Source organism: Actinomadura harenae (genome assembly GCF_003696215.1).
GTDB lineage: Bacteria > Actinomycetota > Actinomycetes > Streptosporangiales > Streptosporangiaceae > Spirillospora > Spirillospora harenae.
Map to the genome: position 1 here is coordinate 1 of NZ_RFFG01000121.1, position 21,166 is coordinate 21,166.

Consider the following 21,166-nt stretch of genomic DNA (forward strand, 5'->3'; position numbering starts at 1 on the left):
TCGGCCTCGCCCGGCGGCACCTGTCGGTGGTGCAGGCGGCCGGACCCGGCCTCGCCCGCGCCGTCCGGGAGTCCGGCGCGCCGGAGCGCCGCACCCGCCTGGCCCGCCTGGTCCTGGGCTGACGCCGGGCGGGGCGGGGGCCTTCCCCGGGTCGCTCGCACGGCACCGCCGGTGCACGGTCGTGTCACCGGGGCGGGGGAAACCCGCGTAACGGTGTTTACCGGAGGGGTCCGGTGCGGCACGATTCGATCACGAAGGCGCGAACCCGGTGCGACCCCCGGCCGAGTCTCCTTGGGCGGGGCGTCGCCAGCGAAGGAGTGAGATGCCCCAGCAGCGACGCCTCCGGAGGATCGGGTCCGCGGCCACGGCGGTCTCCGCCACCGCCCTGGTCATGACCGTGTTCGGGTCCCCGGCCGCCCACGCCGGGACGTCGGCTTCGGCGGCGGCCGCCGCGGCCGCGGCCAGGCCGTGCAAGAAGGGCACCGATCCGGCCAGCACGCTCGAGAACTGGAAGTGCCAGCTCGACAACCTGCGCGACCGGGTCGACCACCACAACACTCCGTCCCCCACGCCGACGCCGACCAAGAAGCCCGGCACGTCCGTCAAGGGCCCGGGCGGGAACGGCGCGGGAGACCACGACAACGGCGGCGGGGGCGGGGGCGGGGGCAAGACGCCCAAGGGCGGCGACGGCGGCGGCGGGCCGAAGGTGACCGTCCCGACCGGTAACGCGCCGTCCCTCATGAACGACCGGCCCCCGCAGCCGCTCACGGCCGCCGCGCCGGACGGGCGGGAGACGAACCTGACCGGCCTCCTCCCCACGCCGCAGGTCGCCGGGCCGGACGGCGCCCCGGCCGCCGGAGCGCTCCTCCCCCAGACGCACCTGGTGTCGCCGGTCGCCGCGTCCGAGCCGACCGGAGGCGGCCAGATGGTCTGGGTGGCCGGGTCCGCCGCCGTCATCGGCGCCGCCGCCGCGCTGAACCTCAGCCACATCGCCCGCACCATGCGCCGCCGTCCCCGGACCCGCTGAACACGGAAACGGCGGTGGCGCCGGTGTCGAAGACCGGCGCCACCGCCGTCCGGCGCGAACCGATTCACACGGGTTCGCTCACGTGGGCGGGACGGTCACGCGGGCGGGGCGCCGACCGCGTGGAGGCCGCCGTCCACGTGCAGGATCTCGCCCGTGGTCGCCGGGAACCAGTCCGACAGGAGCGCCACGATCGCCTTCGCGGTGGGCTCGCTGTCCTTGATGTCCCAGCCGAGGGGCGCGGTGCGCGGCCACAGGTCGGTCATGGTCTGGAAGCCGGGGATGCTCTTGGCCGCCATCGTGCCGAGCGGCCCGGCCGCGACCAGGTTGACCCGGACGTTCTGCGGGCCGAGGTACTTGGCCAGGTAGCGGCAGGTGGACTCCAGGCCCGCCTTCGCCACGCCCATCCAGTCGTACACCGGCCACGCCTTGGTCGCGTCGAAGTCGAGGCCGACGACCGAGCCGCCGTCCTTCATCAGCGGCAGGCACGCCATGGTGAGCGACTTCAGCGAGAACGCCGAGGAGTGGACGGCGACGGCGACGTCCTCCCACGGGGTGTCGAGGAAGTTGCCGCCGAGCGCGGTCTGCGGCGCGAACCCGATCGAGTGGACGACGCCGTCCAGCCGGTCGAAGCCCGCGTCGGCCAGGTTCCCGGCGAGCGCGTCGAGCTGCTCGGGGTTGGTGACGTCCAGCTCGATGACCGGGGGGACGTCGTCCGGGCCGGACGGGAGCCGCTTGGCGGTGCGGGCGGTCAGCGTCGGCCGCGGGTAGGCGGTCAGCGCGACGCGCGCGCCCTCCTGCTGCGCGACCCGTGCGACGTGGAACCCGATCGAGGCGTCGGTGAGGACGCCGGTGACCAGGATGTTCTTGCCTTCGAGGATGCCCATCGCTCAGTGCCCCATTCCCAGGCCGCCGTCCACCGGGATGACCGCGCCGGTGATGTACGCGGCGTCGTCGGACGCCAGGAACCCGACGGTCTTGGCGATCTCCTCGGGGCGCGCCGTGCGGCCCAGCGGGATCACGCTCTTGATCGTCTTCTGCTGGTCCTCGGTCAGCGCGGCGGTCATGTCGGTGTCGACGAAGCCGGGCGCGACGACGTTGACCGTGATCCCGCGCGAGCCCAGTTCGCGGGCCAGCGACCGGGCGAACCCGACCATGCCCGCCTTGGACGCGGCGTAGTTCGCCTGCCCGGCCGAGCCGAGCAGCCCGACCACCGAGGAGACCAGGATGATCCGGCCCCTGCGGGCCCGCATCATGCCCTTCACCGACCGCTTGGCGACCCGGAACGCGCCGGTGAGGTTGGTGTCGAGGACGGAGGTGAACGCGTCCTCGCTCATGATCGCCAGGAGCGTGTCCTTGGTGATCCCCGCGTTGGCGACCACCACCTCGACCGGGCCCTGCTCGGCCTCCACCTTCGCGAACGCGGCGTCCACGTCCTCGGTGCTGGTCACGTCGCAGCGCACGCCGAACAGTCCCTCGGGGGGCTCGCCGGACCGGTAGGTGACGGCGACCTTGTCACCGGCGGCGGCCAGCTCGCGCGCGATCGCCAGGCCGATGCCCCGGTTCCCGCCCGTCACCAGGACAGAGCGACTCATCTCTTGCCTTCCGTTGTCCACATCACATCGGGGTCGAGCGTATCGAGCGGCGGCCCGGCGGCGAGATGTTCCTTCCCGACAAGATCCTGAGGCCGCCTTTGTTCCGGACGGCCTCGCGCGGGCCCCCGCCCGGCCCCGGATCCGCCCTGGCCGCCCTGCCGGCGCCACGTTCCGACACCGGCCATAACCGTGCGATCAGACGGTGGTCAGGGGGGTAGGTTCAGCAAGGTGCATGACATAGATCCCGCCTTCACCGCACTGCCGCTGCGGGCGCTGGCCGACGCGGCGCTGAGCCGGGCCCGCGAGCTCGGAGCCGAGCACGCCGACGTCCGGGTGGAACGCATCCGCACCCAGAACCTCCGGCTGCGCGACGCCGCCCTGGAGACCGCCTCCGACGACAGCGACCTCGGCCTGTCGGTCCGGGTCGTCGCCGGGGGCACCTGGGGGTTCGCGGCCGGAATCGACCTGACGACCGGGGGCGCGGCCGCGCTGGCCGAGCGGGCGGTCGAGGTCGCGCGCGTCGCCGCGCCGGTCAACCGCGAGCCGGTCGAGCTGGCGCCCGAGCCGTCCCACGGGGACGTGACCTGGGTGTCGTCCTACGAGATCGACCCGTTCGCCGTGTCCACGCAGGACAAGGTCGGGCTGCTGGCCGACTGGAGCCGGCGGCTGCTCGCCGATCCCCGCGTCGACCACGTCGACGCCACGCTGATGCAGGTGCGCGAGAACAAGTTCTACGCCGACCTCAACGGGACGACCACGACCCAGCAGCGCGTCCGGATGCACCCGGCGGTGGAGGCGACCGGCGTCACGGCCGGGGCGTTCGACACGATGCGGACCCTCGCGCCGCCGGTCGGCCGCGGCTGGGAGTTCCTCGTCGGCGGCGTCTACGACTGGGACGTCGAGCTCGGCCGCATCCCGGAGCTGCTGGCCGAGAAGCTGGCCGCGCCGTCGGTCGAGGCGGGCCGGTACGACCTGGTGGTCGACCCGTCCAACCTGTGGCTGACGATCCACGAGTCGATCGGGCACGCGACGGAGCTGGACCGGGCGCTCGGCTACGAGGCGGCCTACGCGGGCACCTCGTTCGCGACGCCGGACAAGCTCGGGACGCTGCAGTACGGGTCGAAGGTCATGAACGTGACCGGCGACCGCACCGCCGAGCACGGCCTCGCGACGGTCGGGTACGACGACGAGGGCGTGGAGGGCCAGGAGTTCGACATCATCACCGGCGGCCTGTTCACCGGCTACCAGCTCGACCGGCGCATCGCGCGGCTCACCGGGGCCGGGCGGTCCAACGGGTGCGCGTTCGCCGACTCGGCGCACAGCACGCCGATCCAGCGGATGGCGAACGTGTCGCTCCAGGCCGACCCGGACGGGCCGGGCACCGAGGGCCTGATCGCCGGGGTCGAGGACGGCATCTACGTCATCGGCGACAAGTCCTGGTCGATCGACATGCAGCGGTACAACTTCCAGTTCACCGGGCAGCGGTTCTACCGGATCCGCAACGGGCGGCTCGCCGGGCAGGTCCGGGACGTCGCCTACCAGGCGAGCACCACCGAGTTCTGGAACTCGATGGAGGCCGTCGGCGGCCCGAGCACCTACGTGCTGGGCGGCGCGTTCAACTGCGGCAAGGGCCAGCCGGGGCAGGTCGCCCCGGTCAGCCACGGCTGCCCGTCCGCGGTGTTCCGCGGCGTCAACATCCTCAACACGGTCAAGGAGGCGGGCCAGTGAGCGCACTCTCCCCGCAGGAGGCCGTGGAACGCGCGCTCGCGCTGTCCCGCGGCGACGACTGCATCGTCATCGCCGACGAGTCGAGCACGGCGAACCTGCGGTGGGCGGGCAACACCCTGACCACCAACGGCGTGACCGGCTCCAGCCGGCTGACCGTGATCGCGCTGCGCCGGGCGGGCGACGGCGTCGCGGCGGGCGTGGTGTCGCGGGCCGCCGTCGACCGGGACGGGATCGAGGACGTGGTGCGGGCCGCCGAGGCCGACGCCGCGTCCAACCAGCCGTCCGACGACGCCGCGGCGCTGCTGTCCGGGGAGTTCGGCGACTGGTCGGCGGCGCCCGCCGGCACCGGCATCGGCGTGTACCGGGACGTGGCGCCCGCGCTGGGCGAGGCGTTCGCCGAGGCCGCGGCGGGCGACCGGCGGCTGTACGGGTTCGCCAACCACGAGGTCGTGTCGACGTTCGTGGGGTCCTCGGCGGGGCTGCGCGCCCGGCACGACCAGCCGTCGGGGATTCTGGAGCTGAACGCCAAGGGCGCGGGCGGCTCGGCGTGGAGCGGTGTGAGCACCCGTGACTTCTCCGACGTGGACGTCCCGGCCATGGCGGCGGACCTGACGCGGCGGCTGGGCTGGGGCGAGCGGCGGGTCGACCTGCCCGCCGGGCGGTACGAGACGGTGCTGCCGCCGTCCGCGGTCGCCGACCTGATGATCTACCTGTACTGGTCGGCGGGCGCCCGGGACGCCGCGGACGGCGCGACCGTGTTCAGCGCGCCGGGCGGCGGCACCCGGGTCGGGGAGAAGCTGGCGAGCCTGCCGGTCCGGCTGTTCAGCGACCCGGGCGCGTCCGGGATCCAGACCGCCCCGTTCGTGGTGGCGCACGCCTCGGCCCGCACCCAGTCGGTGTTCGACAACGGGCTGCCGCTCGGCCCGACGGACTGGATCAGCGACGGGACGCTCGCCGCGCTCACCCAGACCCGCCGGTCGGCGGAGGTCACCGGGCTGCCGGTCACGCCGGCGGTGGACAACCTGCTGATGGCGGGCCCGGACGGCTCGGACGCCACGCTGGAGGAGATGGTCGCGCGGACCGGGCGCGGGCTGCTGCTGACCTGCCTGTGGTACATCCGCGAGGTGGATCCGCAGTCGCTGCTGCTGACCGGCCTCACCCGGGACGGCGTCTACCTGGTCGAGGACGGCGAGGTCGTCGGCGCGGTGAACAACTTCCGGTTCAACGAGAGCCCGGTGGACCTGCTGGGCCGGCTCGCCGAGGTCGGCGGGACGGTCCCGACGCTCGCCCGCGAGTGGTCGGACTTCTTCCAGCGGTCGGCGATGCCGCCGGTCCGGGTGCCGGACTTCAACATGTCCACGGTCTCCCAGGCGTCCTGACCGCGCGGTCGTTCCGGCGGGCGGTCCCCTAGCGCGGGGGCCGCCCGCCGAGCCGTCTGCGGGGGGCTCAGGGCGTCCTGGGCGGGTTTCTGTGCCGCCCAGGAGCAGGTGAGAGCGGTCGGCGGTGTTTCGGCGAGCGTCCACGGGCGGACTTTCCGTGGTTTTTGGGCCGCCTTCAGGATTCGTTCGGGAACGGCGGTGTGTTTTGGACCGACCTGGTGTCGCCGTTCACCAGGGAGGGGTCTACCGTTAAATCGTGAAGGCCAAGCACCAGCGCGGACCGCAGGTCGTGTACACGGTCACCAACGCGCCCCGTCCTCTGTCGGAGGACATCAGCCGCCGCCAGAAGCGGTACCTGGTGTCCATGGGCATCCGCACGGGCTGCTTCCTGGGCGCCGTGTTCAGTGGCGTGGCGGGGGCTCCCCTGTGGGTCGTGGGCCTGTTCGTGGTCGGCGCGGTGTTCCTGCCGTACATCAGCGTGGTGGTCGCCAACGGCGGGCGTGAGCCGGTGTCCCGGGCGCGGTTCGAGACCCCGGAGCGTCCGGACCAGAACGAGGTTTCCGGACATCGTCCAGAAATCGGGTCGTGACATTCTCTTGACTCGGGCCAGGGGGTTTCGGTGTACGATTTGTACCGGCGCTCTGGTCCCCCGTCGGGGCGCCCTTGCCGGTGTTCCGGGCCCCCGTCGGAACACCGATGATGCGACGCCGGGTGGATTGCCCCCGTATCCACCCGGCGTCGCTTTTACTTTCCCGGGGGTCCTCCCCGAGGTTCCCGTGCCGTCACCGTGGCACGCGCTTTGATCCACTTCGGGTTCCCCGGCCACTGAAGCGGGCTTCACCTGGGGCGGCACCCGGATGACCTCCCTCCCGCGCGGGCACAAGGCCCAACGCTGGCCGTATGAGGCCAGCGACCGAAACCCCGGTGGCGCGAACTTCCGCCACGCCCGGGTCGTTCTGGTCCGCCCGTCTCGTCCCGGGGGCCTCAGGGGCTGACGGCGAGGAAGAGGAAGCTCGCGAAGAGGAACAGGTGCAGCCCGGCCTGGAGCAGGTTCGCGCGGCCCGGCACCACGGTCAGGGTGGAGACCGCGACCGTGATTGCCAGCAGCACCATGTGGACCGGCTCGAGGCCGAGCTTCAGCGGCCCGGTCAGCCAGATCGACGCGACCGCGATCGCCGGGATGGTCAGCCCGATGCTCGCCATCGCCGAGCCCAGCGCGAGGTTCAGGCTGGTCTGGAGCCGGTCCCGGGCGGCGGCGCGGACGGCCGCGATGGTCTCCGGCAGCAGCACCAGCAGGGCGATCACCACGCCGACCACGGCCTGCGGCAGGTTCGCCGAGGCCACGCCCGACTCGATCGTCGGGGACTCGACCTTGGCCAGCCCGACCACGCCGACCAGCGCGACCAGGAGCAGCCCCAGGCTGGCCAGGGTGGCCCGCCCGGTCGGCCGGGCCGCGTGCGCGTCCTCCTCGATCACGCCGCCGCTGCTGCGGTCGACCGGCAGGAAGTAGTCCCGGTGCCGGACGGTCTGGGTGAGCACGAACAGGCCGTACAGCGCCACCGACGCGACGGCCGCGAAGGTCAGCTGGGCGGGACTGAACTCGTGGCGGGGACGGCTGGTGGTGAAGGTCGGCAGCACCAGGCAGAGGGTGGCGAGGGTCGCGACGGTGGCCAGGGCCCCGCCCGCGCCCTCGGCGTTGAACACGGCCGTGTGCCGCCGGACGGCGCCGACCAGCAGCGAGACCCCGACGATCCCGGTGGTGGTGATCATCACGGCGGCGAACACGGTGTCCCGGGCGAGGGTGGCGGCCTTGCCGCCTCCCCCGGACGCCATCATGCTCAGGATCAGCGCGACCTCGATCACGGTCACCGCGACGGCGAGGACCAGCGAGCCGAACGGCTCGCCGACCCGGTGCGCGACCACCTCCGCGTGGTGGACGGCGGCGAGCACGGCGCCGGCGAGCAGCAGCGCCACGACCGCCGCCACGGGGCCGGGCAGGACCCGGCCCCAGGTGGCGACCAGCGTCACCAGCCCCAGCCACGGCATCACCCGGGTCCAGGTGATCTTGCGCCCAGCGACTGCGATCATGTTCCGATCGTGCCCACCAGGTCCGGCGTCCATGACGGTCCACGCAGGTGGGGGGCGGTTTTTCGGCTTTCGTCCGGGAAACTTTTCCGGCCCGTGGCCGACCCGCGGGGCCGGGCGCCGGGACCGCGCGCCGACCGAACTAGAATCTTGTTCCAAAGTTCGACGTTCCACCGCGAGATCCATCGCGGGATCCACCGAGAGTTCCGCCGACGAGAGGGGCCGGGCCGTGCGCCGCACGCTCTACAACGAGGACCACGAGGCGTTCCGGGAGACCATCCGGGCGTTCATCGACGCCGAGGTCGCGCCGCGCTACGAGGACTGGGAGAACGCGGGCCACCCGCCGCGGGACTTCTACAACCAGCTCGGCGAGCTGGGCGTCTTCGGCATCCAGGTCCCCGAGGAGTTCGGCGGCGCGGGCGAGACGAGCTTCAAGTACCAGGCCGTCATCGCCGAGGAGTGCGCGCGCGCCGGAGTGGGCTTCGGCGGGTACAGCGTCCACGTCAACCTCTGCCTGCCGTACCTGCTGAAGTACGCGAACGAGGAGCAGAAGAAGCGCTGGCTGCCGCCGTTCGTCTCCGGCGACGCGATGTTCGCGATCGCGATGACCGAGCCAGGCACCGGCTCCGACCTCGCCGGCATCGCCACGACCGCCAAGCGGGACGGCGACCACTACGTCCTGAACGGCGCCAAGACCTTCATCACCGGCGGCGTCCTCGCCGACCGGGTCCTGATCGTCGCGCGCACCTCCCCCGCGACCCCGGAGAACCGCCGCGCGGGCCTGTCCATCCTGGTCGTGGACACGAAGAGCGAGGGCTACTCGGTCGGCCGCAAGCTGGAGAAGATCGGCCTGCGCTCGTCCGACACCGCCGAGCTGTCCTTCGTGGACGTCCGCGTCCCGGTGGAGGACCTGCTCGGCGAGGAGGGCCGGGGCTTCGAGTACCTGACCCACAACCTCGCCGAGGAGCGCCTCGGCATCGCGCTCAGCTCCTACGCGTCGGCGGCCGCGGCCGTGGACTTCGCCAAGGACTACGTCCAGCAGCGCCAGGTCTTCGGCAAGACCGTGTCGTCCTTCCAGAACACCAAGTTCGTGCTGGCCGAGTGCCAGACCGAGGTGGAGGCCGCGCGCTCGCTCGTCGACCGCTGCATCGAGGCCCTGGACGCCGGGGAGCTCACCCCCGCCGACGCGGCCGTCGCCAAGCTGTTCTGCACCGAGGTGCAGGCCCGCGTGGTGGACAAGTGCCTCCAGCTGCACGGCGGCTACGGCTACATCCTGGAGTACCCGATCGCCCGCCTGTACGCGGACGCGCGCGTCACGCGCATCTACGGCGGCACCAGCGAGGTCCTGAAGACCATCATCGCCAAGGACATGAAGGTCTGACCCGGTCCCCTCGTAAAGACCACCGCCGGAAAGCGAACCGGGCGCGCCCCGTGAAGGACGCGCCCGGTTTCCTGAAGGCAGTGGCGAGGAGAGCGAGAGGACTAGAGTCAAAGGGTTTTGAGAAGGAAGCCCCCTCATGGCCTCGCCTCGATCAAGGTAACAGCTAGGCGGGGATCAGGTCACGCAGGTTTTCCGGCGTGACCACCCGCGTCCCCTCCGGCAGGCCCTCGGGACGCTCCAGGCCCAGGTAGAGCACGGGCCCGCCGTCCTCCGGGCCCTTCTGAACGGGCTCGGACGAGGCGTCCCAGGGGACGATCTCGGCGCCGCGTCCGGCCATCAGGTCCACCAGGTGCCGGACGGTGAGGTACTCGCGCTCCACGAAGGCGCGCAGCAGGGCCGAGACCGTCACGCGGGAGCCCTCGACCTGGTTGTGGCTCACGCCGCCCGCCAGGTAGAGGTGCAGCCAGCGGGCCGTCCAGGTGCCGTCGTCGTGCCGCTCGAAGACCAGCGGCAGCGCGACGCGGCCGGGACCGCGCAGCTCGGACTTCATGCGGACGGTGTGCGGCTCGTACGGGCGGCCCTCCTGGTCGGGGTCGCGGGTCATGTAGCCGAAGAACGACTCCGCGACCCGCTCGAACCCCTCGCCGCCGTAGATGTGCACCTGCGGCAGCACGTAGGCGCGCGCGAACCAACCGAGCCGGATGTCGATGAACTCGCTCGCGCCCTCCGGGGCGTTGGTGACGTCGCCGGAGTGCACGCCCGCGCCGTCCTTGAGGTTGGTGAACGAGATCCAGGACGGGGCGCTGAAGCCACTGGACAGCATGAGCGCGGACAGGTCGTAGTCGGTCATCGCCCCGTGCTGCCGCCAGTAGACGAAGAAGCGCAGCACCTCGCCCTCGACGCGCGAGCGCGAGCCGCGCGGCAGGACGCCGAAACCGCCGGTGGTCGCCCGTCCGCTGAGCGGGAGCGCGACGTCCAGCATGTCCGGGTCGACGAGGAGGCGGGCGGCGGCGGGCAGGCGGCGGGCGATCTCGCCGTCCAGCAGGACGATGAGCCGCTGGCGGACGGGCGCGGGGATCGGCCCGCGCCGCTCCGGCGTCATCCAGGCGCGGCCCTGGCGGTTGACGAACATGCGGTACCGGCGGTTCCGCCTGGCGCCCTTGCCCCGCTTCCCGTGGGCTTTCGCGCCGTCCTCGGCGAGGGATCCCTCGCGGTTGGCCAGGTGCTCGCGGACCGACAGCAGGACGCGGCCGGACACGTCCTTCGCGGTGCGCTCGGCGGCGGTCAGGACGGCCTCCGCCTCGTCCGGGAGGGGGTGCAGGCGCAGGAGCCGGTCCAGGGACCGGAACAGGCGTCCGGGCATGGTCGCCAGCAGTTCGACCGCGCCGTGGACGTCGCCGGCGGCCAGCAGCGCCTCGATCCGCGCGTCCGGGGTCGGCGCGGCCTTGTCGCCGCGCGCGACGGCGAACACGTCGGCGGCGTGCGGCCAGCGCGGGTACTCGTGCGGATGAAGGCGTTCCCCGAGGCGCTTCCAGCGCTCGGCGTGGACGCCGGTGTCGGCGAGCTTGGCCGGGCTGCCGGCGACGACCCGGTCGAGCCCGCCGAGCAGGACGCGGCGGATCCGGCGCGGGAACGCGGGGAAGCGGGTCGGCTCCTGGAGGGTGACGTCGCCGCCGGCGAGCGCGCAGGCGAGGCGCAGGACGTCGGTGACGGTGTCGAGGAGCGGTTCGGCGCCCGCGTCGACGCGGGCGTGGTTGACGACGGCGCGGATCTCCCGGACCGGGATCTGCTCGGGCTGCGGGCCGTGGACGTGGTGCCGGGCGAGGACGGTGAGGTCGCGGGCGTCGTCCTCGTTCAGGGGGACGGCGCTCCCGGCGAGCGCGAGGTAGAGGTCGCCGGCCTCGGTCTGCGGGTCGGCGCCGGGGTGCAGGACGGTCAGCCGGTCACCGGCGGAGGCGATCAGCTCGTCGTGGCGGGCCAGCATCTCCTCGTAGGTGTGCTGGTAGTCGCCGTAGGTGGCGAGCGTGAGCAGGTCGAGCGTGCCCTCGCTGATCGCGATCGCGGCCTTCTCCTGGTGGGCGGGCTCGGAGAACGTCGCGCGGACGCAGTCCATCCAGAACTCGAAGGTGTCCGGGACGTTGTTCGGGAAGTCGATGAAGTAGACGTTGTGCCGGACGTGGTCGCCGACCAGTTCCCGGACGGTCGCGAGGGTGCGCACGGCGAGGCTCGCGACGGCCTGGGCGTCCAGCCGCGACAGCGCGGCGAGCAGGTCCCCGGACAGCTTGAACCCGGTGTCCATCAGCGCGGCGTCGAACCGGCGCGCCATGGCCGCCCCCGGTGCCGCCGCGGCGTCTCCGGCGGGGCCGTCCGGCAGCGGGACGCGCCGGGTGTGGCGGACGACGAGGGCCTCCAGGTCGGTCTTCATCGGACCATCCTGGCAAACCCGGATCATCTAGGTCATTCGGTTTTCAAGGGGATCGTCCAGTTCGCGGCGCAGGACGGCCGGTGCCTCGGCGAGGGACGGCCCGTACCAGGTGAGATGGCGTCCGCTCACGAGCGCGCACGGGACGCCGGGGAACGCCTCCGGGCCGTCCCCGGCGGTGAACGCGTACGGCTCGTCGGGCAGGACGACCAGGTCGGGCCGTGCGGCGTTCAGCTCGTCGACCGGGATCCTCGGGTAGCGCTCGGGGTGGCCGCCGTGGACGTTCTCGACGCCGAGGCGGCGCAGGACGTCGCCGGTGAAGGTGTCGCGGCCGACGACCATCCACGGACGCCGCCAGATCGGGATCACCGCGCGGAGCGGCGGCAACACCGGTTCGACGGCCGCCCAGGCGCGTTCCGCCTCGTCCAGCCAGGCCGGGGCGGGCAGGCCGCAGCCCTCGGTGAGCATCGCGCGGAGCTGGGGGAACGCGTCGTCCACGGTGCGGATGTCGGTCACCCAGACGCGCAGCCCGGCCGCGCGGAGCAGCTCGAGGTCGGGCGCGCGGTTCTCCTCGGCGCTGGCGAGCACCACGTCCGGGCTCAGGGCCCGGACGGCGTCCAGGTCGGGGTTCTTGGTGCCGCGCACCCGCGTGACGTCGAGGTCCGCGGGATGGCTGCACCAGTCGGTCGCCCCGACCAGGACGCCGGGCGCCGTCGCCGCGACCGACTCGGTCAGCGACGGCACCAGCGACACGACCCGCACGACGGCGCCAGTCCTCAGACGTTCCGGCGGTACTGGCCGCCGACCTCGAAGAACGCGTCGGTGATCTGCTGGAGGCTGCACACGCGCGCCGCGTCCATGAGCACCGCGAAGACGTTCTCGCCGGACCGGGCGGCGTCCTTCAGCGCGGTCAGCGCCGCCTCGGAGCCGCCGTGGTGGACGCCCTGGAAGGCGCGGACGCGGTCCAGCTGCGACCGCTTCTCGTCCTCGGTCGCGCGGGCCAGCTCGAGCGCCTTGCCGCCCTCGTGCCCGTCCTCGGGGTTGCGGAAGGTGTTGACGCCGACGATCGGCAGCGACCCGTCGTGCTTGCGCTGCTCGTACAGCATCGACTCGTCCTGGATGCGCCCGCGCTGGTAGCCGGTCTCCATCGCTCCGAGGACGCCGCCGCGCTCGCTGATCCGGTCGAACTCGGTGAGGACGGCCTCCTCGACCAGGTCGGTGAGCTCGTCGATGATGAACGACCCCTGGAGGGGGTTCTCGTTCATCGCCAGGCCCCACTCCTTGTTGATGATCAGCTGGATCGCCAGGGCGCGCCGGACGGACTCGGCGGTCGGGGTGGTGACGGCCTCGTCGAAGGCGTTGGTGTGCAGGCTGTTGCAGTTGTCGTAGATCGCGATGAGCGCCTGCAGGGTCGTCCGGATGTCGTTGAAGTTCATCTCCTGCGCGTGCAGGGACCGCCCCGACGTCTGGACGTGGTACTTCAGCTTCTGGCTGCGCTCGTTCGCCCCGTAGCGCTCGCGCATGGCGACGGCCCAGATGCGGCGGGCGACGCGTCCGATGACGCTGTACTCGGGGTCCATGCCGTTGGAGAAAAAGAACGACAGGTTCGGCGCGAAGGCGTCGATGTCCATGCCGCGCGCGAGGTAGGACTCGACGTAGGTGAACCCGTTCGCCAGCGTGAACGCGAGCTGGCTGATGGGGTTCGCCCCGGCCTCGGCGATGTGGTAGCCGGAGATCGACACCGAGTAGAAATTGCGGACGCCCTGGGTGATGAACCACTCCTGGATGTCGCCCATCATCCGCAGGCTGAACTCGGTGGAGAAGATGCAGGTGTTCTGGCCCTGGTCCTCCTTGAGGATGTCGGCCTGGACCGTCCCGCGGACGGTCGTGAGCACCCGCGCGCGGATCTCGGCGGCCTCGGCGTCCGACGGCTCGCGGCCGTGCTCGGCGCGGAACGCGTCCAGGCCTTGGTCGATCGCGGTGTTCAGGAAGAACGCCAGGATCGTCGGGGCCGGGCCGTTGATCGTCATCGACACCGAGGTGGTCGGCGACGACAGGTCGAAGCCGTCGTAGAGCGCCTTCATGTCGTCCAGCGTCGCGATGGACACGCCGGACGTGCCGACCTTGCCGTACACGTCGGGGCGTTCGCCCGGGTCGCGGCCGTACAGCGTCACCGAGTCGAACGCGGTGGACAGGCGGGTCGCGGGCTGGCCCTCGCTGAGCAGCTTGAACCGGCGGTTGGTGCGGAACGGGTCGCCCTCGCCCGCGAACATGCGCGCCGGGTCCTCGTTGTCGCGCTTGAACGGGAACACCCCGGCGGTGAACGGGAACCGGCCGGGCAGGTTCTCGCGGCGCAGGAAGCGCAGCAGCTCGCCGTGGTCCTCGTAGCGGGGCAGCGCGACGCGCGGGATGTGGTTGCCCGACAGGGACTCGCGGGTCAGGCGCGTCCGGATCTCCTTGTCCCGGACGCGGACGACCTGCTCGTCCCCGGAGTACGCCTCGACCGTCGCGGGCCACCGCGCGACGAGCTCGGCGGCCTCGGGGGCGACGGCGCCGCGCGCCTCGGCCAGCTTCGCGTCGATCTCGGCGGTGTCGGTCAGCTCGTCCCGGACGAGCTCGAACCGCTGCGCGCGCCGGACGGCCGCGACCTGCGTCTCGGTCTCGGCGTGGAAGCCGCGGACGGTGTCGGAGATGTCCGACAGGTAGCGGACGCGGTTCGGCGGGATGATCTGCGCGGCGCCCGTGGACGCCTTGGTGGTCACGAGCGGCAGCGTGCCCTCCTCCAGACGCAGGCCGTGCTCGGCGAGCCGTCCGGCGAGGTGCTGGTAGAGGGCGGTGACGCCGTCGTCGTTGAACGTGGCGGCGCTGGTCCCGAACACCGGCATGTCCTCGGGCCTGGAACCGAACGCCTCGCGGTTGCGGATGAGCTGCCGGGACACGTCGCGCAGCGCGTCGGCGGCGCCGCGCCGCTCGAACTTGTTGATCGCCACGACGTCCGCGAAGTCCAGCATGTCGATCTTCTCGAGCTGGGACGCGGCGCCGAACTCGGGCGTCATCACGTACAGCGAGACGTCGACCAGCGGGACGACGGCGGCGTCGCCCTGCCCGATGCCGGGCGTCTCCAGGATGATCAGGTCGTACCCGGCGGCCTTCACCGCGGTGATCATGTCGGCGGCGTTCTCGGGCAGCTCGCGGGCGCCGCGGGTGGCCAGGGACCGGAAGAACACCCGGTCGCCGTCCAGGGAGTTCATCCGGATCCGGTCGCCGAGCAGCGCGCCGCCGCCGCGCCGCCGGGTCGGGTCGACGGCGATCACCGCGACGCGCAGCTTGTCCTGCTGGTCGGCGCGGAGCCGCCGGACGAGCTCGTCGGTGAGCGACGACTTGCCGGACCCGCCGGTGCCGGTGATGCCGAGGACCGGGACGTGCCGGGACGCCGCCGCCTCGCGCAGGGCGTCGAACCCGTCGTAGCGTCCGGCCTGGAGGCAGGTGAGGGCGCGGGCGAGGGCGCGGCGGTCGCCGGACAGCACCTCGTCCACGCGGGACGGCTCGTCGGCGAGGTCGACGTCGGCGTCCCGGACCAGCTCGTTGATCATGCCGGGCAGGCCGAGCCGCTGGCCGTCCTCGGGCGAGAAGATCCGCACCCCGGCGTCCGCGAGCCGCGCGATCTCCCCGGGGACGATCACTCCCCCGCCGCCGCCGAACACCCGGACGTGCTCGGCCCCGGCCTCCTTCAGGCTCCGCGCCAGGTACTCGAAGTACTCGACGTGCCCGCCCTGGTAGGAGCTGATCGCCACGCCCTGGGCGTCCTCCTCCAGCACGGCGTCCACGACCTCGCGCACCGACCGGTCGTGCCCGAGGTGCACGACCTCGGCGCCCTGCGCCTGCAGGATGCGCCGCATGATGTTGATGGCCGCGTCGTGCCCGTCGAACAGGGCGGCCGCCGTGACGAACCGCACCGGGTGCACCGGCACGTGCAGCGATCCCGACATCACAACTCCTTGGACATCCAATATTTAGAAGTTAAAGTAATAACCGTGAGCGCATCAGTCAAGGGCGCGGGGTGCCGTACGGTATGCCCGTGACCGGCCATGACTCCCTCGATCCGATCGCCGAGGCGCACCGCCAGTGGAGCGCCCGGTGGCCCGGGCACGCCGACCAGATGGCGGCCGTGACCTCGGTGATGCGCGCCCAGCAGCTCCTGATCAGCCGGATCGAGGCGGTCCTGAAGCCGTTCGGGCTGACCTTCGCCGCCTACGAGGCCCTCCGCCTGCTCGCCTTCACCCGCACCGGGACCCTCCCCATGGGCAAGATGGGCGAGCGGCTCATGGTCCACGCCGCGTCCGTCACCAACGTGATCGGACGGCTCGAACGGCGCGGCCTGGTCGGCCGGAGCCCCTCCCCCGACGACCGGCGCGTCGTCCTCGCGACGATCACCGGCGACGGGCGCGACCTGGCCGAGACCGCCACTGGGGCGCTGCACGAGGCCGACTTCGGGATGCCCGGCCTCTCCCCGGACCAGGCGTCCGCGATCACCGGGGCCCTGCGCGCCGTCCGCGCCTCGGCGGGCGACCTCCCGCCGGACGACCTGGTCGACGAGCCGGCGGACGAACTGGTGGACGAGCCGGTGGCCGACGCCCTGGACGGCCGGATTCCCAAGGTGCCGCTGGACGGCGTCCTCAGCCCCGGCAACGCGACATGACCGTGCCCCCGGTCCGGGGCACGGTCATGTCGAGGGGTGCGGGTCAGCCGTTCCAGCGGTCACCGGTGAGGCGCTCGTACACCTCGACGTAGCGGGCGCGGGTCGCGTCGACGACCTCGGCGGGGATCTCCGGGCCGGGTGGGGTGCGGTCCCAGTCCAGCGTGGACGACCAGTCGCGGACGAACTGCTTGTCCAGGGAGTCCTGGGTGCGGCCGGGCGCGTACTTGTCCGCGGGCCAGAAGCGCGACGAGTCGGGCGTCAGGACCTCGTCGCCGAGGACGAGCGTCCCGTCGGCGGCGCGGCCGAACTCCAGCTTGGTGTCGGCGATGATGATGCCCCGGTCGAGGGCGAGGGCCGCGCCCCGCCGGTACACCTCGAGGGTGGTCTCGCGCAGCTCGGCGGCGGTGTCCGCGCCGATCTCGGCGACCATCTCGTCGTAGGTGATGAACTCGTCGTGGCCCTCGGTGGCCTTGGTCGTCGGGGTGAAGATCGGCTCGGGCAGCCGGTCCGACTCGACCAGGCCCGGCGGGAGCGTGACGCCGGAGACCGCGCCGTCCTTCTGGTACTGCTTCAGGCCGAGGCCGGTGAGGTAGCCGCGCGCGATCCACTCGACGGGCAGCATCGTCAGCCGCCGGACGCGCAGGGCCCGGCCGGCGTACTCGGCGGGCACGTCCGTGGCGGAGATCACGTGGTTCGGGACGACGTCCGCGAGCTGCTCGAACCACCACAGCGAGAGCTGCGTGAGGATCTTCCCCTTGTCCGGGACCTCGGTCGGCAGCACCACGTCGTACACGCTCACCCGGTCGGTGGCGACCAGGACCAGGTCGTCCCCGTCGGCGTAGACGTCGCGGACCTTGCCCGAGTGGATCAGTTCCATGCGGATCGTTGCCTCAGCTCTCGTTTCCCCAGGTCGGCCGACCAGGAGTGTACCGAGACGCCCCGGGCGCCCGAGGCCGGGGCGTCCCGGGGCGTCCCGCCGGTCACTTCGGCCCGGTCTTCTCCGGGAGGGTGTCGGTCCATTCGGCGGTGATGCTGACCGTCTCCCCGTCCGCCCCCGCGAAGAAGATGCCGCCCTGGAAGTCGATGTAGGTCCTGGAGTTGCGCAGGCGGCCCGTCTCGGGATCGAGGACCACCTCCGTCCCCTGCGGGTCCCCGGCCAAGGGCAGGTTCAGCCGCACGCCGCCCTTGACCCGGCCGAGGCTCTTGACCTCGGGGGCGTTCGCCAGGGCGCGGAAGGCCGCCGCGCGGACCTTCTGGGTGACCGGGCTCTGGGTCGACAGGACGAACAGGTCGCCGAGCACCTGGTAGCGCCGGTCCTGGGCGTTCAACTCACCGGCGCTCGTCCGGATGTGCGCGTTCTCGACGGCCCGGGTCAGCCGGGCGACCAGGGGCGCGGGGGCGTCCGGGAGCGCCCGGAGCTCGTCGAAGCTCATGACGGGCCCGCCGATGCGGAAGCCGGGGTCCTGCTTGGGCGGGAAGAACGGCTTCCAGTCGGTCTTCAGGCCGCTCGTGTAGTGGCGGCCGTCGTGGCGGAACCAGCGGTCGAAGCTCTGGCCCTTGACCAGCGCCCCCTGGGCGTCGGTGGTGAGCGTGCCGAGGTGCCAGTACCTGCCGATCCGCTCCGGGCCGTGGGACGCGGTCTCGGCGGCGGCGAGGAACACCTGGCGGGCGGTCATGGGCGCGGCGGTCCCGGTCGCCGACGGGCCCGCGTCGTGCGCGGACGGGCCGCCGTGGTGGGGGGAGCGGCCGATCGAGCCGGTCGCGAGGGCGACCGTGACGGCGGCGGCCGCCACCCCGGCGGTGAGGCCCGTTCCGGCGAGGGCCCAGCTGATGCGGCGGCGGGCGCGGGCGGGGCCGGAGCCGCCGCGCATGGCGTTCTGGAGCTCGTGGCGGCGGCGGTCCACCGCGTCCTGCGAGGGTTCGGGCTTGGCGAGGGTGTCGGCAAGGACCCGCAGGTCGTCATCCATGGAAGTCCTCCTTGGCGAGGGTCTTGTTGAGCTTGGCGCGGGCGCGGCTGAGCCGGGATCCGACCGTGCCGTAGGAGATGCCGAGCGCCTCGGCGATCTCGTCGTGGCCGAGCTGGGCGAGCGCGACCAGCATCAGGACGTCGCGCTCGCCCTGGTTGAGGGACCTGAGCGCGCGGGCCAGCTCGGGGCGCATCCGGCGGGCGGCGACGGCGGACAGGACGCCGTTCTCGTGGCCGCCCTCCGCCGGTTCCACGGCGCCGCCGCCGCGCGCGAGCGCCTTGTAGTGGCGGGCCTCGCGGCGGCGGTGCCGGGCGATGAGGTTGGTCGCGATGCCGTACAGCCAGGGCCGCAGCGCCCCGCGCTCCGGGTCGAAGCGGTCCCGGGACGCGAACGCCGTGCAGAACGTCTCGGCGGCGATGTCCTCTCCGGCCTGGGTGTCGAGCCGTCCCGCCGCGTACAGGTAGATGTCGCGGAAGTACCGGTCGTACACGGCCGTGAACCGCTCGGGGTCGGCCCGGAACGCGGCGGCGAGCCGCGCGTCCGTCAGGAGCTCGTCCCCGCCGTCCCGGACCGTCCGGGTGGACGTGGCCAGGTCGGCGGTCACGCGATCAGATCCATCATGGGCGTCTCCGCTGTGGGGTCGGTGTTCGGACACCCATGCTTCGCCGGTCGGCCCGATCGCTTTCCCGGAGATTCCGGGGGCGTTGGACCGGGCTTCGCGGGAGATGAACGACATGTGCGGTAAGTCTGGTTCGTGACATAACCGGTTGGGTATAGCCAGAGGAGAAAAGGGTTGAGCTCCTCCCCTGACATGGCGTCCGCCCGCCTTCGTAGAGTCTGCGGTATATCCACCCGTTGATGCCGTTCCGCGGCGTCGTCCCCGGCACACCGTGGTGCCGGGCGGCTCGGGAACGAGGCGGGGACGAAGGAGGACGTGGCGATGGGCGACCCGGCTCAGATGGGCGACCCGGCCCAGAGGCCCCTCACCTACGGCGAGTACCTGCGGCTCGACCGGCTGCTGGCCTGCCAGGAGCCGCGGACCGGCGCGCACGACGAGATGCTCTTCGTGGTCATCCACCAGGTGTACGAGCTGTGGTTCAAGCAGATCCTGCACGAGGCCGCCCTGCTCCAGCGGCGCCTGGAGGACGGCGACAGCGCGGGGACCCTGAGCACCGGCCGCCGGATCGTCAAGATCCTCAAGACCGTCGTCGGCCAGCTGGACGTCCTGGAGACGATGACGCCGCGCCAGTTCGCCTCGTTCCGGGACGCGCTCGGCACGTCCAGCGGGTTCCAGTCGGCGCAGTTCCGGCAGATCGAGGCGGTGCTCGGCCGCCGCCGGTTCCCCGCGTCCGACCTGCGCGACGACGAGGAACTCCAGGGCGCGGTCGCGCGCCGGTCCCTGATGGACTCGCTGATGCGGTACCTGTCCGCGCAGGGGTTCGGGGTCCCGCACGCCGTGCTGGAGCGCGACCCGTCCGAGGCGTGGCGGGCCGACCAGGGCGTCCAGGAGGCGCTGCTGAAGGTCTACGCCGACGAGAGCGGTCCCGCCGTCGAGGTGTGCGAGGCGCTCGTCGACCTCGACGAGGGCATCCAGGAATGGCGGTACCGGCACGTCAAGATGGTGGAGCGGACCATCGGCGCCAAGATCGGCACCGGGGGCTCCGCCGGAGCCGACTACCTGCGCTCCACCCTGTTCACCCCGGCCTTCCCGGACCTGTGGGAGGTCCGGTCGCAGATCGAGGAGACCGTCGTCCATGGCCGCTGAACCGTCCCCCGCCCCGCGGGCTCCCGCGCCCGGCCCGCCGACCCCCCCGGACCCGCCGGGCGGCGTCGCCGTCGTCGGCGCGGGCCGCCCGCCTTCGTAGAGTCTGCGGTATATCCACCCGTTGATGCCGTTCCGCGGCGTCGTCCCCGGCACACCGTGGTGCCGGGCGGCTCGGGAACGAGGCGGGGACGAAGGAGGACGTGGCGATGGGCGACCCGGCTCAGATGGGCGACCCGGCCCAGAGGCCCCTCACCTACGGCGAGTACCTGCGGCTCGACCGGCTGCTGGCCTGCCAGGAGCCGCGGACCGGCGCGCACGACGAGATGCTCTTCGTGGTCATCCACCAGGTGTACGAGCTGTGGTTCAAGCAGATCCTGCACGAGGCCGCCCTGCTCCAGCGGCGCCTGGAGGACGGCGACAGCGCGGGGACCCTGAGCACCGGCCGCCGGATCGTCAAGATCCTCAAGACCGTCGTCGGCCAGCTGGACGTCCTGGAGACGATGACGCCGCGCCAGTTCGCCTCGTTCCGGGACGCGCTCGGCACGTCCAGCGGGTTCCAGTCGGCGCAGTTCCGGCAGATCGAGGCGGTGCTCGGCCGCCGCCGGTTCCCCGCGTCCGACCTGCGCGACGACGAGGAACTCCAGGGCGCGGTCGCGCGCCGGTCCCTGATGGACTCGCTGATGCGGTACCTGTCCGCGCAGGGGTTCGGGGTCCCGCACGCCGTGCTGGAGCGCGACCCGTCCGAGGCGTGGCGGGCCGACCAGGGCGTCCAGGAGGCGCTGCTGAAGGTCTACGCCGACGAGAGCGGTCCCGCCGTCGAGGTGTGCGAGGCGCTCGTCGACCTCGACGAGGGCATCCAGGAATGGCGGTACCGGCACGTCAAGATGGTGGAGCGGACCATCGGCGCCAAGATCGGCACCGGGGGCTCCGCCGGAGCCGACTACCTGCGCTCCACCCTGTTCACCCCGGCCTTCCCGGACCTGTGGGAGGTCCGGTCGCAGATCGAGGAGACCGTCGTCCATGGCCGCTGAACCGTCCCCCGCCCCGCGGGCTCCCGCGCCCGGCCCGCCGACCCCCCCGGACCCGCCGGGCGGCGTCGCCGTCGTCGGCGCGGGCCTGGC

The 21,166-nt window shown here is 72.6% G+C and carries 17 protein-coding genes; 8 read left to right on the forward strand and 9 right to left on the reverse strand.

The features are described 5' to 3' along the window. Positions 1 to 322 precede the first annotated feature (322 nt). Complete coding sequence (locus EBO15_RS37200) at positions 323 to 1,027, forward strand: hypothetical protein (protein ID WP_122199176.1); 705 nt, start codon at positions 323 to 325, stop codon at positions 1,025 to 1,027. Positions 1,028 to 1,122: 95 nt separating this feature from the next. Here EBO15_RS37200 and fabI read toward each other — a convergent pair whose 3' ends face one another. Both fabI and fabG read right to left on the reverse strand, forming a co-directional pair. Beyond that, the gene (fabI, locus tag EBO15_RS37205) at positions 1,123 to 1,911 is read right to left on the reverse strand and encodes an enoyl-ACP reductase FabI (protein ID WP_122199177.1); all 789 of its coding nucleotides are present in this window, start codon (positions 1,909 to 1,911) and stop codon (positions 1,123 to 1,125) included. 3 nt (positions 1,912 to 1,914) lie between these two features. Beyond that, entirely contained in the window at positions 1,915 to 2,619 is a 705-nt protein-coding gene (fabG, locus tag EBO15_RS37210) for a 3-oxoacyl-[acyl-carrier-protein] reductase (protein WP_122199178.1), read from the reverse strand. A 228-nt stretch (positions 2,620 to 2,847) separates the two neighbouring features. On the opposite strand from fabG, the gene EBO15_RS37215 reads away from it, so the two are divergent. From EBO15_RS37215 to EBO15_RS37225, 3 genes are all read left to right on the forward strand, one after another. Further along, positions 2,848 to 4,347, forward strand: coding sequence for a TldD/PmbA family protein (locus tag EBO15_RS37215; protein ID WP_122199179.1), 1,500 nt, complete (start codon positions 2,848 to 2,850; stop codon positions 4,345 to 4,347). Next, the gene (locus EBO15_RS37220; RefSeq protein WP_122199180.1) at positions 4,344 to 5,726 is read left to right on the forward strand and encodes a metallopeptidase TldD-related protein; all 1,383 of its coding nucleotides are present in this window, start codon (positions 4,344 to 4,346) and stop codon (positions 5,724 to 5,726) included. The genes EBO15_RS37215 and EBO15_RS37220 overlap by 4 nt, the downstream gene beginning before the upstream one ends. A gap of 256 nt (positions 5,727 to 5,982) precedes the next feature. Beyond that, positions 5,983 to 6,315 carry a DUF3099 domain-containing protein gene (locus EBO15_RS37225; protein ID WP_122199181.1) on the forward strand — a complete coding sequence of 111 codons (333 nt, stop codon included), beginning with the start codon at positions 5,983 to 5,985 and terminating at the stop codon, positions 6,313 to 6,315. A gap of 395 nt (positions 6,316 to 6,710) precedes the next feature. Here the strand turns inward: EBO15_RS37225 and EBO15_RS37230 are convergent, their stop codons facing one another. Continuing rightward, on the reverse strand, positions 6,711 to 7,814 hold the full coding sequence (locus EBO15_RS37230) for a calcium:proton antiporter (RefSeq protein WP_122199182.1): 1,104 nt from the start codon (positions 7,812 to 7,814) through the stop codon (positions 6,711 to 6,713). A 226-nt stretch (positions 7,815 to 8,040) separates the two neighbouring features. Between EBO15_RS37230 and EBO15_RS37235 the strand changes: the two genes are divergently transcribed. Then, the gene (locus tag EBO15_RS37235) at positions 8,041 to 9,192 is read left to right on the forward strand and encodes an acyl-CoA dehydrogenase family protein (protein WP_122199183.1); all 1,152 of its coding nucleotides are present in this window, start codon (positions 8,041 to 8,043) and stop codon (positions 9,190 to 9,192) included. A 163-nt stretch (positions 9,193 to 9,355) separates the two neighbouring features. Here EBO15_RS37235 and EBO15_RS37240 read toward each other — a convergent pair whose 3' ends face one another. Genes EBO15_RS37240 through icmF form a run of 3 tightly spaced genes read right to left on the reverse strand, consistent with a single transcriptional unit; the run spans position 9,356 to position 15,603 of the window. Further along, positions 9,356 to 11,617 carry a TerD family protein gene (locus tag EBO15_RS37240; RefSeq protein ID WP_122199184.1) on the reverse strand — a complete coding sequence of 754 codons (2,262 nt, stop codon included), beginning with the start codon at positions 11,615 to 11,617 and terminating at the stop codon, positions 9,356 to 9,358. A gap of 27 nt (positions 11,618 to 11,644) precedes the next feature. Continuing rightward, on the reverse strand, positions 11,645 to 12,376 hold the full coding sequence (locus tag EBO15_RS37245) for a helical backbone metal receptor (RefSeq protein ID WP_122199185.1): 732 nt from the start codon (positions 12,374 to 12,376) through the stop codon (positions 11,645 to 11,647). Between the two features lie 14 nt (positions 12,377 to 12,390). Next, positions 12,391 to 15,603 (reverse strand): fused isobutyryl-CoA mutase/GTPase IcmF, encoded by a 3,213-nt coding sequence (gene icmF, locus EBO15_RS37250; protein ID WP_122199186.1) that lies wholly within the window; start codon positions 15,601 to 15,603, stop codon positions 12,391 to 12,393. 83 nt (positions 15,604 to 15,686) lie between these two features. On the opposite strand from icmF, the gene EBO15_RS47175 reads away from it, so the two are divergent. Then, positions 15,687 to 16,313 (forward strand): MarR family winged helix-turn-helix transcriptional regulator, encoded by a 627-nt coding sequence (locus tag EBO15_RS47175; protein WP_122199187.1) that lies wholly within the window; start codon positions 15,687 to 15,689, stop codon positions 16,311 to 16,313. A 43-nt stretch (positions 16,314 to 16,356) separates the two neighbouring features. On the opposite strand, the gene EBO15_RS37260 is transcribed toward EBO15_RS47175, so the two are convergent. The 3 genes from EBO15_RS37260 to EBO15_RS37270 all read right to left on the reverse strand — a co-directional run bounded on the left by EBO15_RS37260 (position 16,357) and on the right by EBO15_RS37270 (position 18,884). After that, complete coding sequence (locus tag EBO15_RS37260; protein WP_122199188.1) at positions 16,357 to 17,190, reverse strand: phosphoribosylaminoimidazolesuccinocarboxamide synthase; 834 nt, start codon at positions 17,188 to 17,190, stop codon at positions 16,357 to 16,359. 103 nt (positions 17,191 to 17,293) lie between these two features. Then, complete coding sequence (locus EBO15_RS37265) at positions 17,294 to 18,280, reverse strand: CU044_5270 family protein (protein ID WP_122199189.1); 987 nt, start codon at positions 18,278 to 18,280, stop codon at positions 17,294 to 17,296. After that, positions 18,273 to 18,884: an RNA polymerase sigma factor gene (locus EBO15_RS37270; protein ID WP_233616712.1), complete on the reverse strand. Its 612-nt coding sequence runs from the start codon at positions 18,882 to 18,884 to the stop codon at positions 18,273 to 18,275. Before EBO15_RS37270 ends, EBO15_RS37265 begins: the two co-directional genes overlap by 8 nt. Positions 18,885 to 19,220: 336 nt before the next feature. Between EBO15_RS37270 and EBO15_RS37275 the strand changes: the two genes are divergently transcribed. Next, entirely contained in the window at positions 19,221 to 20,045 is an 825-nt protein-coding gene (locus EBO15_RS37275) for a tryptophan 2,3-dioxygenase (protein ID WP_233616713.1), read from the forward strand. A 206-nt stretch (positions 20,046 to 20,251) separates the two neighbouring features. Further along, positions 20,252 to 21,076 (forward strand): tryptophan 2,3-dioxygenase, encoded by an 825-nt coding sequence (locus EBO15_RS37280; protein WP_233616713.1) that lies wholly within the window; start codon positions 20,252 to 20,254, stop codon positions 21,074 to 21,076. Positions 21,077 to 21,166: the final 90 nt, after the last annotated feature.